The sequence below is a fragment of the Xanthobacter autotrophicus genome (assembly GCF_030015065.1).
In the GTDB taxonomy this organism is placed as follows: Bacteria; Pseudomonadota; Alphaproteobacteria; order Rhizobiales; family Xanthobacteraceae; genus Xanthobacter; species Xanthobacter autotrophicus_D.
The window spans coordinates 36,562-54,282 of record NZ_JAIVFN010000005.1 but is presented as its reverse complement, the minus strand read 5'-3'; the positions used below and the strand labels follow the sequence as shown (position 1 = coordinate 54,282).

9 protein-coding genes are annotated in these 17,721 nt (G+C 68.4%); 4 read left to right on the top strand and 5 right to left on the bottom strand.

Going from position 1 to position 17,721, the window contains the following annotated elements; translation table 11 throughout:
* Positions 1–81 precede the first annotated feature (81 nt).
* Together K9U40_RS02550 and K9U40_RS02545 are read left to right on the top strand one after the other, a co-directional pair.
* A complete protein-coding gene (locus K9U40_RS02550) occupies positions 82–7,452 on the top strand; it encodes a type I polyketide synthase (RefSeq protein ID WP_282888677.1) in 7,371 nt (2,456 codons plus the stop codon).
* The gene (locus K9U40_RS02545; RefSeq protein WP_282888676.1) at positions 7,449–8,777 is read left to right on the top strand and encodes an aminotransferase class I/II-fold pyridoxal phosphate-dependent enzyme; all 1,329 of its coding nucleotides are present in this window, start codon (positions 7,449–7,451) and stop codon (positions 8,775–8,777) included. The genes K9U40_RS02550 and K9U40_RS02545 overlap by 4 nt, the downstream gene beginning before the upstream one ends.
* On the opposite strand, the gene K9U40_RS02540 is transcribed toward K9U40_RS02545, so the two are convergent.
* Both K9U40_RS02540 and K9U40_RS02535 read right to left on the bottom strand, forming a co-directional pair.
* Positions 8,734–9,948, bottom strand: coding sequence for a glycosyltransferase (locus K9U40_RS02540; RefSeq protein WP_282888675.1), 1,215 nt, complete (start codon positions 9,946–9,948; stop codon positions 8,734–8,736). The genes K9U40_RS02545 and K9U40_RS02540 overlap by 44 nt on opposite strands.
* On the bottom strand, positions 9,945–11,339 hold the full coding sequence (locus K9U40_RS02535; protein ID WP_282888674.1) for a glycosyltransferase: 1,395 nt from the start codon (positions 11,337–11,339) through the stop codon (positions 9,945–9,947). The genes K9U40_RS02540 and K9U40_RS02535 overlap by 4 nt, the downstream gene beginning before the upstream one ends.
* 805 nt (positions 11,340–12,144) lie before the next feature.
* Here K9U40_RS02535 and K9U40_RS02530 point away from each other — a divergent pair.
* Both K9U40_RS02530 and K9U40_RS02525 read left to right on the top strand, forming a co-directional pair.
* Entirely contained in the window at positions 12,145–12,381 is a 237-nt protein-coding gene (locus tag K9U40_RS02530) for a hypothetical protein (RefSeq protein ID WP_282888673.1), read from the top strand.
* Between the two features lie 452 nt (positions 12,382–12,833).
* Positions 12,834–13,826, top strand: a complete 993-nt coding sequence (locus tag K9U40_RS02525) for an MBL fold metallo-hydrolase (RefSeq protein ID WP_282888672.1) — start codon at positions 12,834–12,836, stop codon at positions 13,824–13,826.
* Between the two features lie 16 nt (positions 13,827–13,842).
* On the opposite strand, the gene pap is transcribed toward K9U40_RS02525, so the two are convergent.
* From pap to K9U40_RS02510, 3 genes are all read right to left on the bottom strand, one after another.
* Positions 13,843–15,330, bottom strand: coding sequence for a polyphosphate:AMP phosphotransferase (pap, locus tag K9U40_RS02520; RefSeq protein ID WP_282888671.1), 1,488 nt, complete (start codon positions 15,328–15,330; stop codon positions 13,843–13,845).
* A gap of 130 nt (positions 15,331–15,460) precedes the next feature.
* Positions 15,461–15,913, bottom strand: a complete 453-nt coding sequence (locus K9U40_RS02515; protein WP_282888670.1) for a MaoC family dehydratase — start codon at positions 15,911–15,913, stop codon at positions 15,461–15,463.
* A 293-nt stretch (positions 15,914–16,206) separates the two neighbouring features.
* Positions 16,207–17,700 (bottom strand): peptidoglycan-binding protein, encoded by a 1,494-nt coding sequence (locus K9U40_RS02510; RefSeq protein ID WP_282888669.1) that lies wholly within the window; start codon positions 17,698–17,700, stop codon positions 16,207–16,209.
* Positions 17,701–17,721 lie beyond the last annotated feature (21 nt).

Here is a 17,721-nt window from a genome sequence, read left to right as displayed (position 1 = left end):
ATCGAGAAAGCAGCTTACAACACGTGGCCTGAATAACGGCCTTTGACTGATGTTGGTTCATTCCGGCGCATGGACGAAAGATTGATACGCCTTTCCACTTGTGATCTTGCGATCATCGGTCTCGCCTGCCGCCTTCCCGGTGCCACCGACGCCGCGTCGCTCTGGACGCTCCTGACGCAAGCACGATCAGCCATCCGGGATTTCCCGATCGGCCGCTGGCCGGTCGAGCTTGGCCAGCATCCGCGCCGCACCGAGCCCGGCTTCGCTTATACGTTTGCCGGCGGCTACCTCGACACGCCGTTTGCGTTCGACCCTGCAGCCTTCGGAATTTCCCCAAGGGAAGCACAGCAGATCGACCCGCAGCAACGCCTGCTGCTCGAAGTGGTCTGGGAGGCGCTGGAGGATGCCGGCCTGCCCGCGTCCTCACCGGCACTCGGCTCGGTGGGCGTGTATGTGGGCGCCTCCAACATCGACTACCAGATGGGCGCCTCTGGCGATCCGGCGGCCATCGAGAGCCATTTCATGACAGGCAACTCCCTGTCAATCATATCGAACCGCATATCCTACGTCTTCGATTGGCATGGCCCGAGCTTCACCATCGATTCCGCCTGCTCCTCGTCCTTCGTCGCGCTGGCACAGGCGGCCATCGCGCTGGAGGCAGGACTGATCGACACGGCCGTGGTGGCCGGCGTGAACCTGCTGCTGTCGCCGGCCCCCTTCATCGGCTTTTCGCGTGCCTCCATGCTGTCGCCGACGGGGCGGTGTCGGCCATTCTCCGCTGCGGCGGACGGCTATGTGCGTTCCGAAGGTGCGGTCGCCATCATCCTGCGCAGGAGCGTGGATGCCCGTGCCGGCAGCCATCGCATTCGCAGCCATGTGGTTGCGGCCGGCGTCAATTCGGACGGCCGCACCGCAGGCATCTCCCTGCCCTCCGCCGAGGGCCAGGCACGGTTGATGGAGCAAACCTACCAGGGTCTGGGGATCGACGGATCAAGCCTCGCCTTCGTGGAGGCGCACGGCACGGGCACGCCGGTCGGCGATCCCATCGAAGCGCAGGCCATCGGGTCGGCGCTGGGCAGGGGGCGGGCCACGCCGCTGCCGCTGGGCTCGGTGAAATCCAACATCGGCCACCTCGAATGCGTCTCCGGCCTCGCAGGACTGGTGAAGGCGACGCTTGCGCTGGAGCACTGCCTTTATCCGCGCACGCTCCATCTCAAAGGCATCAACCCCAACATTGCGTTTTCCCAGCTCAATCTCGCGCCGGCGCTGGAGCATGTGCCCCTCGACATCGGGCGGACACCGTTTGCCGGCATCTGCAATTACGGATTCGGCGGCACCAATGCCCACGTGGTCCTGCGCGCCGCGGAGCCCATGCCCGAGGTGCGGCCGGCAACGGCGCCGGCCCGGCTGCTGGCCTTGTCCGCCCGGACCCAGGACGCCCTGCGGGACCTCGCCAGCGCCTATGCCAGCCGCCTTGAGGCCGGGGACGCGATCGGCAACGCGACGCCGGCAGATATTGCTGCCGCCACCCGCCACCAGCGCGATCTGTTCGACCTGCGCCTGGCGCTGCCGGTGGGCCGTGCCGAGGCCATGTCAACCGCGCTGCGCAGCTTTGCCCAGAGCAGCGGCGATGCGTCCCCCGTCGCCAGCGGGAAGGCCCTGCCGCAGCAGGGCAAGGTCGCGTTCGTCTACGGTGGCAACGGGGCCCAGTGGGTGGGCATGGGCCGGACAGCCCTGGCCCGCAGCGCCGCCTTCCGCTCGGCGTTCGAAGCTGCCGACCTGCTCTATTGTGAAGTCGGAGGCTCTTCGCTCACCGACATGCTCGGCGCCTCCGACCTTGACGCGCGGATCGGCAAGACCTCGGTCGCGCAGCCCCTCATCTTTGCCATCCAGGTCGCACTAACCTCGGCACTGGCAGAAGAGGGGCTCACGCCGGACATGGTCCTCGGGCACAGCGTCGGCGAGGTGGCCTCCGCGGCGGCGAGCGGCGCGCTTGATCTTGAAGCCGCGATTCATCTCATCCACCATCGCAGCCTCAGGCAGGAACCGTTCGCCGGCCGCGGGCGGATGCTGGCGCTGGCCGCGGGAGAAATGCAGGCGCGCGCCTTCCTGGACAACCTCGGCCTACCAGATCTCGATCTGGCCGCAGTGAACGGCCCACGCTCGGTTACCATCAGCGGCTCCGCCGAGGCCATCGCCCACGCCGAAAAGGCGGCGCGGCTCCAGCGCATCGCCAGCATGGGGATTGGCGTCGATTATCCTTTCCATTCGAGCCTGTTGGACGATGCCGAAGCGGGTATCCGCGCCGACCTCGAACAGCTCGCGCCCACCGCGACGCGCCTCGATTTCATCTCGACAGTCACGGGCACGCTCCTTCCCGGCACAGCCCTTGATGCCGGCTACTGGTGGCACAACATCCGCGAACCGGTGCGCTTTGCCGATGCGATCGCCACGGCGGGCGCGCGCGGTGCCACGCACTTCATCGAGATCGGCCCGCGCCCCATCCTCCTTTCGGCGGCGAGAGACACGCTGAAGGAGGCGGGATCTCCGGCGGAATGCCTTGGCAGCCTGTCCGAGCGTGACGATGACGAGGAGGCGGACCCGGTACGCGCCACGCTCGCCCGCGCTTTCGTGCGTGGAACCCGGCTCGACACCACGCGCGCCTTCGGCGAAGCGCCCGCGGCGCCCCTCGCCCTGCCGGCCTACCCGTTCCAGCGCCAGGATTTCGTGCTGCCGCGGACGAGCGAGGCCCTCGACCTCTTCGGCAGCTTTTTCGGATCGACGCCGACCCATCCGTTGCTGGGACGGCGGGTCGGCCAGAACATCCCGGACTGGCGCTCCTTCATCGACGCGCAGATCGTCCCCTATCTTGCCGACCACAAGGTGGAAGGCGAGCCCGTGGTGCCCGGCGCTTCGCTCGCGGAAATGATGCTGGCTGCGGGCCGCGACACCTTCGGCGCGGGACCGCTCGAACTCCTCGACTTCGACATCCTGCGCCCGCTCACGCTTGCGGATGGGACCATGCGCGAGATGTCAACCCGCATCGACGAAGTCTCGCGGACCTGCGAGATCCGCGCCCGGCGTCGGCTCAGCGGTGGCGAATTTCTGCTCCATGCGGTCGGCCGCATTGGCCTCGCCTCAGGCAGGCCCGCACGCCTTGACCGCCCGGATCCGGCGACGCTGAAGCCGGCGACGCCCGAGGCCGTCTATGCGGCGGCGGAGCGCTGCGGCCTCGGCTACGGACCGAGCTTCCGCAAGATCCTGGGCGTTGAGCGCAATGACGACGGGGCGGTCGCGCGCCTCTCCACGCAGGCGCCACCCACCGGCCTGTTCGCCGATCTCCACGTGGTCGACCCGACCAGCCTGGACGCCGCCCTACATTCGCTGTTCCTCGACGCGCATCAGGTGGAAGGTGAGACGCGCACCCACCTGCCGGTACGGATCGGCGCCCTGCGGGTCTGGCAACAGGGCGTGCCGGTGACGGAAAACATCCTGCGCCGCACCCATGAAAGCCGATTCACCTCGCGCGTCGACATCAGCCTGCTCGCGGCCGACGGTTCGGTGGTAGCGGAAGTGGAAGGCCTCGTCCTGCGCGAGGTGGTGTTGTCACGCCACAACGACGCCGAGCGCCAATTCCGGCTGGAGTTCGAGCCCCTGGACAATGCCGCAACGACAGCGCCCGACCTGCACGCCCTCGCCGATTTCACGCCAGCCCCCGCCGACGCCGTTCTGCTACTGCGCGGCTTCGTGCGCTCCTTCGTCTTTGAAACCGTGCGCCGCATCGCCGACGGGCGGGATGTGGCGCTGCCGGCGCTGATGGCGGCCCAGCGGATCGGGTCCGGTGCGCAGGACCAATTCGTCCGCCTGATGACCTATCTGGAGGCCCTCGGCCTTGCCAAAGCCAAAGCCGGTGGCTGGACTCTCCAGGACGCGCAGTTGCCAGCCTCGCAGACCATCTTCCGGACCCTTGTCGCGCGCTTTCCCGCAGCGAACGGCGAGATCCGCCTCGCGGCCCACCTGATGGCGACGCTGCCCGGCGGACTTGAGACGGGCGTCCTTGGCCCTCTGCCTGCAGCAATCGCAGAACTGTTCGAGGAAGACGGACTCGTCTTCCAGGCGGGACTGAACGCACTGAGTCGCGCCGTGGCGGAGCGGGTGGCCGCTGCCGCGCCCGCCCGGCCCCAAGTGATCGCGGTGCAGCCCTGGACCGCAGGCCTCGTCCGCACCCTCTTGCCCTTCGTGCGGGAAGGCACGGCACATATTACTTTCGCCGGGGGCAACACAGCGGCCTTCGAGCGCATCGCTGCGCAGCCGGGTGCGGACGGCTTCGGCTTTCTTGACACCGGAAAACCGGACCTGCGCCACGCACCGGTGGACCTTGTGGTCGGGCTTGCAGCCCGCCGGCCGTTCGACGGCAGTCCGGAGGAAGCCGAGCGCATTGCCGAGATCGGTCGCGGCGCCCGGATCGTGCTCGCCCATCCCGCTGCCGACGAGGCAATGGACCTGCTTTCCGGCAACTGGACGGCAGCGGGCCACGACAGCATATCCAAGCCTCAGCTGGACGCTCTGCTTCTCGCGATGGGCTGCTCGCACATTGAGAGCACACCGCTGCCGGATGGCCTCTCGATCCTCGTCGGCGCCGCACTCCCGCCTGCCGATCCAAGCGTCACCGAACGCCGTCCCATCGTGCTCGGCAATGCCGCGGCACCGGACTTCTGCCGCATCCTCGCGGGCGAAGGCAACCCGATCGGCCCCGACGCTCCCCTCCCTGAACCACCCTCGGGCGGCGCCGCGTGGGACGTGATCTTTCCCGCCGTCCTTGACCCCGATATCGCACCACGCGCGGCCCTGTCCGCGTGTCTGCTGGAGCTGAAGCGCGTCGTGGGCTGGGCCGCGGGCAGCAAGGCCGTGCGCGTGTGGATCGTCACCGCTCGCGGGCGGCCGCTGGAGGGGATCATCCTCGATCCGTCGGCTGTGGCCATCTGCGCCTTCGGCCGGGTGATTCTTAACGAGAATCCGGAACTCGACCTGCGCCTTGTGGATGTGGACACTTTCGATGCGGATGCGGCTCGTCGCCTGCGCACGATCTTGGACAGCGCCGGTCCGGAAACGGAAATTGCCTCCTACCCCGAAGGCATGTTCGGTGTGCGGGTGCTCCGCGGCGTCCGCGAGGAGACGGCCCCAGCGGACACCTCCCGCCGCGTGCGCCTCCATGTGCCGCAGCAAGGTACGCTCGGCTCCCTCGACTGGATCGCGGACGGGCGAAAGGCGCCGGCCGCCGATGAGGTCGAGGTCGAGGTGGCCGCAACCGGCCTCAATTTCCGCGACGTGATGCTGGCGCTCGGCGCGCTCGACGACGACATCCTCGGCCCCGGCCTCACCTCCGCGTCGCTTGGCTTCGAGTGCGCGGGCACGGTGGTGCGCGTCGGGGCCGATGTGGCCCATCTCAAGGTCGGCGACGGCGTGATGGGATTTGCGCCGGACGCCTTCGCCACCCACGTCACCGTGCCGGCCTGGTATGCCTTCAAGACGCCGGACGGCCTTGCCCTCGAAGCTGCCGCAGCCATTCCCGTGGCGTTCGCCACCGCTTGGTACGGGCTCGTGGACTGCGCGCGCCTTGCCCCGGGAGAGCTGGTGCTGATCCACGGGGCCGCCGGCGGCGTCGGCCTCGCAGCGGTGAACATCGCGCTGGCGCGTGGGGCGCGTGTCATCGCCACGGCGGGCACGCCGTCCAAGGCGGCGCTGCTGCGGGCCCTCGGCGTCGAGGCCGTGTACAATTCGCGCGATCTCGCCTTCGCTCGGGAGATCGCGCGGGACCATGGCGCGGTGGATGTGGTTCTCAATTCCCTCGCCGGCGACGCCATGGCGGCAAGCCTGCGCCTGGTGAAGCCGTTCGGGCGCTTCGTGGAGCTGGGCAAGCGCGACTTCCTCGCCAACACGGCCGTAGGGCTGCGCCCCTTCGCCCGCAACCTCAGCTATTTCGGCGTGGATCTCGACCAGTTGCTGGCCCACGATCCGGAACGCGCAAAGCGGGTGATGGCCGACATCAGCGATGCCTTTGGCGCGGGTCAGCTCCATCCCTTGCCCTATCGCGCGGTAGACGGCGAGAATGTGGGAGAGGCCTTTCGCCAGATGCAGGGCGCGCGCCACATGGGCAAGATCGTCGTGCGCCCGCAGCAGAGGGGCCGGCTGGCCGCGGCCAGCAGAGGCGATCTGGCATTGCGCGAGGGCGTCCATCTGGTGATCGGCGGCACCGGCGGCTTCGGGCTCGAAACCGCCCTGTGGCTCGCGGACCAAACGAAGGGCGTCGTTGCGGTCGCCTCCCGCAGCGGCGCACGCGATGGCGAGGCCGCCGCCCGCATCGCCGCGGCGAATGAGGCCGGTGCCCGCATCGTCGTGGAGGCCGCCGACGCTCGCGACGGCGATGCCCTCACAGCTCTCGTCGAGCGCCTCGTGGCCACACATGGCCCGCTGCGCAGCATCATCCACACCGCCATGGTGCTGGAGGACGGCGTGGTGGCGAACCTCACCGCCGAGAGCCTTGCCACCGTGCTCGCCCCCAAGGTGGACGGCGTGCTGGCCCTCGACCGCATTACCGAAGCCCATCCGGTGGACCATTTCGTGGTCTATTCCTCGGCCTCGGCCATGATCGGCAGCCCCGGACAGGGCGCCTACGTGGCGGCCAACGCCTTCCTTGAAGGCGTGGTGCGCAACCGCCGCAGCCGGGGGCTTGCTGGACTTGCCCTGGCCTGGGGTGCCATTTCGGATGCCGGCGTGATCGCCAAGCAAGAAGCGCTCGGCCAGCGCCTCGCCCGCGCCACCGGCGTCGCCGGCATCGTGTCCAGCGAGGCGCTCACCTTCCTCGGTCGCCTGATGGCCCGGGGACAGGAGGCCGGACCCATGGCGGTCTATGCCCAGGTTAACCAGACGGCGATCGCAAGCCAGCTCGCCGTGCTGAAGACGCCGACCTTCCCGCGCCTCTTCTCCGCCACGGCGAACGAGGCGGGAGGCGACGGCGATCCCCTTCCCGCGCGCCTCGCCGGGTTGAGCGAGGATGCCGCCCGCGACCTGCTCGGCGAATTGCTGGCACGGGAGATCGCCGGCATTCTGCGTCTCCCCGCCGAGACCGTGGATCCGACCGCACCGCTCTCCGCGCTCGGCATGGACTCCCTCATGGCACTGGAGCTGCGGCTGACGTTGGAAAAGAAGTTCGGGCTGGAACTGCCGCTCCTCGCCATCGGCAGCGGCCGCACCCTGGCGGACCTCACGGGCGTCGCGCTGGCGAGCCTGCGCGGGACGCCCGAGCCGGCCTCCGAGGCACCGGAAGCCGGTCCGGACGCCACCGATGCGGCGATGCTGGAGCAGCACGGCGTCAGCCTCGCCCCGGAAGACGGCAGCGCCATCCTCAAGGCCATCGGCGCCCGCCGCGCCGCCACGGGGCGGCCGGCATGAGCGGCGGTGGCCGCCTCTCGGACGACGAGCTCGCCCGGCTCATGGCCGAGATGAGGGCGCCCACCCCGGCGGCGGCGCCCCGGCCACCCGAGCGGGCGGACCACTGGCCGCAGACGGCGTTCGAGACCCTGCCGCGCTTCACGGAACTCAGAACGCAACTCGCCGCGGCGGATCTGCTGGGCCTCGAAAGCCCCTACCACCGCGTTCACGAGATGCGCGCAGGTGCCGTGTCCAGGATCGACGGGCGCGAGGTGGTGAATTTCGCGTCCTACGACTATCTCGGCCTCAACGGCGACCCGCGCATCACCCGCGCCGTTGCCGAGGCGGCCGCGCAATGGGGCACCAGCGTCTCGTCGAGCCGCCTGTCCGCCGGCGAGCGGCCGGCCCATGGCGCGCTTGAGGCGGGGCTCGCCGCCGTCTACGGGGCCGAGGCGGCCCTCGCCTTCGTCAGCGGCCACGCCACCGCGCTGGCGGTGATCCCGACCCTCATGGGGCCGAATGACCTCGTCGTCACCGATGCCCTCATGCACAATTGCGTGCTGCTCGGCGCCCAGTACAGCCCCGCCACCCGCCGCACCTTCCCCCACAATGACCTTGACGCCCTTGAGGCCATGCTGGCGCGCGACCGCGACCGCTTCGGCCGGGTCCTGATCGTGAGCGAAGGCCTATTCTCCATGGACGGGGACGGACCAGACCTCAAGAGCCTCGTGGCGCTGAAGGAGCGGTTCGGCTGCTGGCTCATGATCGACGACGCCCACGGCCTCGGCGTGCTGGGCGGCACGGGGCGGGGTATCGCCGAGCATGCGGGCGTCGATCCGCGAGCCGTGGACATCTGGTTCGGCACGCTCTCCAAGTCGCTGGTGAGCTGCGGCGGCTATATCGCCGGGCCGATGGCGCTCATCGACTATCTCAAGGCGTTCGCACCGGGCATGGTCTACAGCGTCGGCATGCCGGTTCCGGTGGCGGAGGCCGCGCGCGTCGCGCTGGAACTGATGATCACCGAGCCCGAGCGGGTGGCACGCCTCCGGGCCAATGGTGCGCGCTTCCGGGCCCAGATGGTGGCCGGCGGCTTCGATGTGGGAGCCGCCTGGGGCTTTGGCATCGTGCCGGTCATCGTGGGCGAGACCATCAAGACCGTGCAACTCGCCCAAAAGCTTCTGGAGCGCGGCATCAATGCCTTCCCGGTGCTGCCGCCGGGGGTGCCCGATCGCTCGGCCCGCCTGCGCTTCTTCCTCTCGGCCGCCCATACCGACGCCCAGCTCGATCAGGCCCTGGAGGCGCTCACGCAGGAGGCCGCCGCCCTCGGCCTTCCGCGATCCGGCTGACGGCATCGAGCCACGCCTCGAAGGCGGGCTCCCAGTCCAGCATCTCACGCTCGGCGGCGAGGGTCGCGCGGAGGCGGGCGGCGAGCGCCTTGTCCTCGACGAGGCGGGCCATCTGGGTCACGAAGTCCTCGATATCGCCGGGCTCGAACAGCAAGCCGTTCTCCCCGTGGCGGACCTGCCCCGGAATGCCGCCCGCGCGCGGCGCGACGACCGGCGCGCCGCCCGCCAGCGCCTCATAGATGGCGAGGCTCGCATTCTCGCAGCGGGAGAAGGTGGCATAGGCGTCGCTGTTGGCGAGAAGCGCGCCGAGATCCGCGTGGGGCACCGCGCCCAACACATGCGCTTGGGGCAGCGTTGCGGCCAGACGCTCCACGCGAGGCCGCAGTGTCCCATCGCCGGCGATGAGCACGCCGAGGTTATCTCCCAGACGCCGGGCGAGCGCCGGCAGCGCCTCGTCCCAGGACAACCAGCCCTTGTCCGGCGTCAGGCGGCCGGCAATGAGCATCACCGGCCGATCGTCGAGACCGGGCAGGCCCCAGTTCCGTCCCCAATAGCCCGGGGCGCGCAGGGCCGGCGAGAAACACGCCGTATCGGAGCCGTTGAAGCGGCCGCAGACCCCGTTGCTCAGCCCGAAGCCGGTGAGGCGCCGATGGGTCTGCGCGCTCGGCACCAGGGTGGCGTCAAACCTGTTGTAAAGCGCTGTCACCAGCCGCCAGCCCACCGCCTTGAACGGGTCGAGAAGCGGCGCCAGGCGGCTCCCCTGCCCCCAATAATCGACGAAATTGGTGTGAAAGAACGCCACGGCCGGGATGCCGTGGCGCCGCGCGAAGGCAAGACCCGGCAGGCGCCTGATGCCCCAGGCGAGTCGCTCGGGCTCGTCCACGTGGATGAGATCCGGACGGAAGGCGGCGAGCGCCTGCTCGATCACCTCATGGGCGGCGGGACCGGGATTGATGTCCCCCGCCGCTGCGCCGAATGGCGTTCCCGGCAGGCCCACGAAGACCACCCCGTCGGGCAGACCGGCCGGCCGCCGCAAGTCGTCCGCGGGCCGGGGCGCGAGCAGGAGGACATCGTGCCCGCGAGCCGCGAGCCGCTGGACCCGCGCATCCACGCTGACGGTGACGCCATCCAGCACCGGCAGACAGCCAGAACTGAGGATGGCGACCCTCATGCTGCGCCGGCCGCCGGCGCCGGGCTGCCGCCGAAGCGCGAATAGAGGTCCAGCACCTCCAGCGCCATGGTGCGCTCGGTGCGCGGATAGGCCGTGGCTGCGCTCACGCTGCGGGCGAGGTCCGGGGCCTCCACGAACCGGCGCAGGACCGCTGCGAGCGCTTCCACATCCCCGCGCGGGAAGGCGAAGCCGTCGATGCCCTCCTGGATGAACTCGGTCATGCCCGGCACGTCGGAGACCACCACCGGGGTGTGGGTCGCAAGTGCCTTGAGCAAGGTGAGCGGCCCGTTCTCGAACCAGGTCGACGGCAGCACCAGAACATCGATCCGGGAGAGGACCTCGGCCATCCGGTGTTCCTCGAAGGGGGCATGGAAGGTGACCGGCATCGGCGCAGCGACGCTCCGCAAGTCCCGCGCATAGTCGGGATAAAGCTGCTCGGAGCCCCAGATGTCGAGGGAGAAGGCGGCTGCCGGCAGAAGCCGGAGCGCCTGGAGCAGCAAATGCGGCCCCTTGTGCATCAGGATCTGACCGATGAAGCCGAAGCGTACCGGGCCATCACCGGCGGGCGGCTTGGGGCGGCGGTCGATATCAATGCCGAAGGCGCTGTGGACCAGAGGCAGGGTGACGCCATTGGCCTCGAACGTATCCTTCAGATAGTGCGTCGGCGCGATGGCTGCCCGGTATCGCCCCATGGCCGCCCCGAAAGCCTGCGGCCGGCGGATCACGGAGCGCGCATCGGTTCCAAGCGGTGGCGGCAGGAGCGGGGCGAGGCTGGTTCCGGCAAGGGCTGCAAGGTGGTGCACGACCGGATGCGCCAGCGCTGCCCAGAACGGGCTCGGCCGCTCGGACCGACGCATCAGGATGCCGCATGTCATGCAGTTGAGCCGGCGCGCATCGGGACCCGTGCACAGGCCGCCGTCGGGAAGCTGGAGGAGGCTGTTGAGGCACAGGTTGAAGAAGTCCGTCAGGGTGGCGAAGGTGGGAATGCCAAGAGCCTCGGTCACCTGCGGCAGGACGACCGAGAAGTTGCCCAGATGACAGACATGCACCACGTCCGGCCGGATCTCCCTGAGGAGACGCTCCAGCAGCGGAGCGAGGTCCGGCATGTCGTACTCCTCGCGCGCATTGCGCGGCGGTGTCCGGTTGCGGTCGATACGCAGGACGGGGATGTCGCCGATGGCGTAGCGCTCCACCTCTTCGGCCTGGGACGGTTCGCCAGGGCTGACCGCAGTAACCACGACCGGATAATGGCCCAGGGCGCGCAACTGCCGCGCGAGGGCAAGCGTATAGGATTCCGTACCGTAGATATGTTCCGGGAAAAAGGCATGGACAAAGAGCGCGACCCGCAAGGGGCGGGCTGGGAAGTGCGGCTTGTCGGCAAACTGACGCATGAACTTTCAGGTTACATGATTCAAATGCATGAGTTTCACCTTACCAGAGGCGGTCCGGCTTGTTCGGGGCAACATCACAAGTCCGCGTTCCCGAGCTCCCGTCCGGCGATATCGTGGTGATCAACAATCTCGATTTGCCAAGGCGCCACAGGTGCTCCGAATGATCGGGGCTGCGAGCGAGGGTCTTGTGCTCCTACCGCCCTACGGCCCCTATTTCAACCCGATCGAGAACGCCTTTTTCGAAGCTCGAGGCCCACTTGTTCAAAGTCTTCGAACGCGGCGTCAAAGCCCTCTGGGCCGCCATCGTACGCACTGCCGGCCTCCTTAGAGCCCGTTTGAAAAATCGCCCAGATGGGCGCTTGCAGCTCCGGCAGGTACTTTATCACCGTCATGGCCGGGCTTGTCCCGGCCATCCACGCGGTGAGGCTGGGAATGGCTTTCGCACGCTTTCCCAAGCGGTTCGGCGTGGATGCCCGGAACTCGGGTGTTCCCGAGTTCCGCCTTCCGGGAACCGAAGTCGGCAACAGCCGACTTCGGGCACAAGCCGGGGCATGACGGGGTGAGCGCGGTTATGCCCTTCTGAATTTTCAAACAGGCTCTTAAGGCCTGGGAGGGTGGAGGGTGGAATGTCGTTTCCAAAAATGGGCAAGTTCTTTCCAGATGGAAACGGGGGAGCGGTGGAGGTGGACTGCCGGGCGAACGAGCCTTTGCCAGTGAAGTGTCCGCCGCTCTGCCTCGGGCGCTTGGCCCGACCCATGCCGGTATCAAGACGGTGGCGGCATGGACTGGAGCGAACGAAAGAACCGTGAAAAACTGGTTCTCGGGGCGTTACGGCCCCAGCGCAGAACATTTCGCGGTGCTCGTTCAGCACTCCGATGAGGTGCTCAATGCCTTTCTGGCACTGGCGGGCCGTCAGGATCCCATGGTGGCGATCAAGCTCGCAGCGGCCGAGCAGGCCATCATGGAAGCGTTGATCGCCCTGCGTCACCGGACGCAAGATCGCGATGGCAGACGCTTGGACTCAGCCGACAATCGCGGGTGAACGGCGAGCCCGCATTCCCTGCAATGGGAAGAGCGGGAGGCGGCGAGGTTTTTTGTGGAGCTGCGTCTCAATTCCGGCTCCCATTCCCATGACCGGGGGCAGCGATACGGAATCCAGAGAACCTTGCGAGATATCCCCTCCCCGCGAGGCCGTTCCCAGCAACGGGGTGAAAAATCCCTGCGAGAGGGGCAAAATTCCCTGCATTGCATTTTAGGGCACTCGAAGGCATAAGCATATGATAATACGTGTATTTTAAGACGCGGAACCGTTCAGCCTGCCTCCGCGCAGCAAAGATCCCCTGCAAATTCCCGGAGCACAGGGAATTTGACGCCGGAGACCGGTTCGCCTCTGACTGCCTCGTCAGCCATTACTCCGAGCCCGCGGGAAGCGCGGGGTCGTTCCGAGCGCGACGAAGCCGCGACCTTGCCGGTACGCGCTGCTATAAGCAGGCCATGCCCCGCCCCTACCACACCGGCGCGCCCTCGGACCATTTCGACGGGACGCGCTTCTTCAATCCGGATCACCCCTCCACCGACAAGACCGCCCGCGATCTCATGCGCTGGCGCAGGATGCGCACGCCGCGCGGGGCTTGGCCGGCCCATCCGGCCTTGCCCACCGCGACCGACATGCCGCCGAAACAGGTCACCTCGGGCGTGCGGGTGAGCATGGTGGGACATGCGAGCGTGCTCATCCAGGTGGCGGGCCTCAACATCCTCACCGATCCGGTGTGGTCGCAGCGCGTGAGTCCCCTGCCCTTCGTCGGGCCCACGCGGTTCAATCCGCCGGGCATCCCGTTTGCGGCGCTGCCCGAAATCCATGTGGTCCTGCTGAGCCACAACCACTACGACCATCTCGACCTGCCGACGCTCCGCCGGCTCTGGCGCGCACACCGGCCGCGCCTCGTCACCCCGCTCGGCAACGACGTGCCGATCCGCCGCGCGGTGCCGCAGATGCCGGTGTCCACCGGCGACTGGGGGGATCGCTTCGCGCTGAGCAACGATGTGACGGCCGTCATCCATCCCGCCAACCACTGGTCGGCACGGGGCCTGAAGGATCGCCGGTTCGCCCTGTGGGGCGGGTTCGTGCTGACGACGCCGGAAGGCGTGATCTACTTCGCCGGCGACACCGGCTATGGCACGGGCGACATATTCCGCGCGGTGCGCCGGGCCTTCGGGCCGCCGCGGCTGGCGCTCATTCCCATCGGCGCCTATGAACCGCGCTGGTTCATGGCACCGCAGCACACCAATCCGGAAGAAGCAGTGCGCATCCTCGAGGATACCGGGGCGGCGCAGGGCCTCGGCATCCACTGGGGCACCTTCCGCCTCACCGACGAGGCGCAGGACGCACCCAAGCAGGCGCTGGCGCAGGCGCTGCGCACCGCCGGCATCCCGGCGGAACGCTTCCTGCCATTCCACCCCGGCGAGGTCTGGCGGACACCCGCCTGAAGCGGGCCGGCGCGCTTCAGCCCAGCGCCGCCTCCAGCCGGTCGGCGATGGTTTTCAGCACCTTGACGCGGGCGAAGTGCTTGTCCTCCGCCTCCACCAGCGTCCACGGCGCCTCGCGGGTGGAGGTGCGATCGACCATCTCGGTGACCGCCGCCTCGTAGAGCGGCCATTTCTCGCGGTTGCGCCAGTCCTCGGGAGTGAGCTTGAAGCGCTTGTAGGCGATGGTCTCGCGCTCCTCGAAACGGCGCGCCTGCTCTTCCTGGCTGATGGCGAGCCAGAACTTCACCACCACATAGCCCGCGCCGGAGAGCTGCGCCTCGAAATCGTTGATCTCGCCATAGGCCCGGCCCCAGTCGTCGGGTCCGCACAGGCCCTCGACGCGCTCCACCAGCACCCGGCCGTACCAGGACCGGTCGAAGATCGCGGTGCGCCCATGGGCGGGAATGTGCCGCCAGAACCGCCACAGATAGGGCCGCGCCCGCTCCTCGTCGGTGGGCGCAGCGATGGGGTGGACCCGGAACCGCCGGGGGTCCAGCGCCCGCCTCAGGCGCATGATGGTGGAGCTTTTCCCGGCCGCGTCCGAGCCCTCGAAGGCCACCACCAGGCCCGAGCCGGCGAAGGCGGGCCCATTGGTGAGGCGGGTGATGCGGCTCTGGGCCTGCAACAGCTCGCGGTCGTACTCCTCCTCCGCCAGGCTTTGCGACAGGTCGAGGGTGGAGAGGATGGAGAAGGGGGGCAAGGCCCCCGGAACATGAGTGGGATTGGGCGGCAAGGGCAGCGGCGCGGGCTCCGGCTCCGCCGCCATGGCGCGGAGCTTCTCCAGCAAAAGGCTTCCCGCCATGGCGTCGCAATATTCCGTGTCGGCGGCCGGCACCACGTGCCAAGGCGCGATCTCGGTGGAGGTGGCGCGGGCGGCGTCCTCGGATGCCAGGTGCAAACGCTTGCGGGCGGCGGAGCCCTCGACCTCCGCCCATTCGCGCACCACGGGGCGCTGGTAGTCGCCATTGGTCAGGGCCTTGAGCCGGCGTCGCGCCTCGTCCCCGTCGAGATACAGCCAGATCTTGAGCAGGCTGACGCCCTCGGCGTGGAGCATGCTCTCGAAGCGCTCGATCTCGTCGAGAGCGGCCATGAAATCCGCCCGGCCCATGGTGCCGAGCGCCCGCTTGCACAATGGCGCATGGTACCAGGAGCCGAGCATGATGCCGATCTGGCCGAACGGCGGCAGCTCGCGCCAGTATTTCCACATGGGCGGGCGGTCTTCCTCGGCGCAGGGCATCTCGAAGGTGAGCGTCTGCAGCTTGCGCACGTCCAGCCAGCTGTAGAGCCGGTTGAGCACCGCACCCTTGCCGGCGCCGTCCGGACCATGGATGAGCACGATCAGGCTGCGCCGCTTCGCCTCGATGAGGGCGAACTGGGCGTTGAGGAGGTCTTCGCGCAGGCTGGGCTCCAGCGCCTTGAAGGCGGCCTTGTCCAGCCGGTGCTCAAACGTGGCCGATTCGAACATCCCGCCCTCCTCGCCTGGCCCCACGCGCCCGGGTGACATGCCCGGAGCGGGTTCGGTCTCCTGAACCGGAACGAAGGCCGCTCCACCCGGAGCGGCGTTCATGCCGGAGGATGGGAGGGTGGCCGACGCTTCAGGCGGAGGCAACCTTCTGCACGCCGGAGGACGGCACCTTCACCAGCGCCTCGCCGTCGAGCACCACCTCGCCCTTGACGGTGCAAACGCACGAGAGCCGGGCACGGAACCGCTCGGGGATCAGTTCCACCACCTTCACCTCCACGTCCACCGTGTCGTCGATGCGCACCGGGGCACGGAAGTTGAGGGTCTGGGAGATGTAGATGGCGCCCGGCCCGGGCAGGCGGGTGCCGAGCACGGCGGAAATCAGGCTCGCCGTGTAGAGGCCGTGGGCGATGCGGCCGCCGAAGGGGGTCTTCGCGGCGAAATGCTGCGACAGGTGGATGGGGTTGCGATCACCGGTCAGCTCGGCAAAACCGACGATGTCCGAAGACGACACCGTCTTGGACATGCGCTCGGTGCGGCCAAGGGTCAGGTCTTCGAAATAGAGGTTCTGCAGCTCGAGAAACATGGGCGCGCTTCCTTGTCCTTTTCGGGCGCGGACTTTAGAGGCCCCCAGCGCCCCTGAAAAGCCGCCCAAAGGGGTGAGGCGCAAGCCTCACCTTTCCCCCGCTGCGCCCGCTTTGCCGGGACGGTCCATTCTAGAGCACGATTCGACCAGATTGCAGCAATCCGGTCGGTGAACCGCCCTCAAAACTTGATGAGAACGAACGCGGTATCCGATCGGCGCGCGCTCTAGTGGATCTAGGAGTTGTGGTTCGACCTGCTCGCGAGAGATGAGTTCCATCTGTCGCGGTCGAACCACTAGCCGAAGGCGGCAAAGCCCAGCACCACGCCGTCGGTGACCTTGCGGCCGACGCGGCGGAACACGCCGCCGCCGTCCCGCACCCCGTCCTGGTTGGTGTTGCCCTCGATGGTGACGAGGCTGCCATTGATATTGTCCGCGACAATGCCGGCATGGCCGGTGCTGCCCGACAGGCCGAGGAAGAAGACCATGCCCGGCGTCACCAGCGAGGGATCGACCCGCGCCTCGCGCCCCGTCACCACGCGCACGCCGGAGGTGCGGGCGCACGTCTCCTTCCACGCGGTCCGCACATGGCCGCTCCGCGGCACCCGGTTGGCGACGCCCAGGTCCCGGGCCGCTTCGGCGAAGCACCAGTAGACGAAGGCCATGCACCAGGGATTGCCGCGGCCGAGGCCGACGCTTCCGAGGAAGGCCTCCACCTGCGGGCCGCGATTGCTGTTGGGCGGGATCTCCCTGACCCCGATCTGGTCGCTCGCCACGTCGAGCACGGCGGAGGCAAGGGTGCGTTCCGCCTTCTTGATCGCGATGCGCGGCTTCACCCACTCGCTGGCGATGGAGAGGGGGCCGAACAGCGCGCCCCAGGTCTTGGGGCCGACGATGCCGTCGATCTCCAGCGGCAGGCCGTCGAGGTCCACCGAGCGCGCCTGGAACAGCTGGACCGCATATTTGGTAGGCGTATCGAAGGTTCCGGACGGCGCCCCCGGCGAGGCGCCCATCTCGGCCAGCCGCTTCTGGAGGCGGGTGACGGACACCTTGTCGCCGACCTCCTCCATCAGGTACTTGCCCGGGAATGCCGGCGGATTGTCCGGAAACTCCAGAACACTGCCGTCGGCGGGAAGGAACGGCGTGGGCTTGGCCACATCGTCGCTTTCCGGCGGCGGCGCGAAGCCGAGGCGCCGGGCGACCTCATCCTCGTCCATCAGGGCGGACAGCAGGGTCATGCCGCCGCACTGCTGGCTCACCGCATCTGGCGAGAACACGCGGTCGCGGATGAACTTGCCGCGGGTGTAGACATTGCTGAAGCCCCAGAGATAGGGGCTTTTGACGAAGGGGAAGCGGTTGCGGTAGCCGAAGCCGTTGTAGCGCTCCAGCGCATAGGCGATGCCGGGCACCGTCCATGGCTTCCAGCTGTCGAGCCCGTCATAGGCCAGGGCATCGACGGCGCTCTCCACCCAATCGTAGCGCCCGCCGCTGGTGGGGGCCTTTTTGGGGCGGCCGGCAGGCACGTTGACGGTGCGCGCCGTCAACGGGTCGCCATTGTGCAGATGGGCGGAGAAGGCCATGTCGGCCTCGAGATTGTGGATGATCGCCACCACGAACCAGGGCACGGAGGTCTCGGCCTCCACGGCCTCGTATCGACTGCGGTTGGCGGGCCGCAGGATCCGGTCGGCGATGCGCTGGACCTCGTCGCGGCGCTCGGGCCGGATGACGAGAGACGCGAACAGCCCCGAATATTCCGCGGCGAGCTGTTCGTCGAAGGTCGGCTTTGCCATGTGGATCGCCTCCTGAGAAAC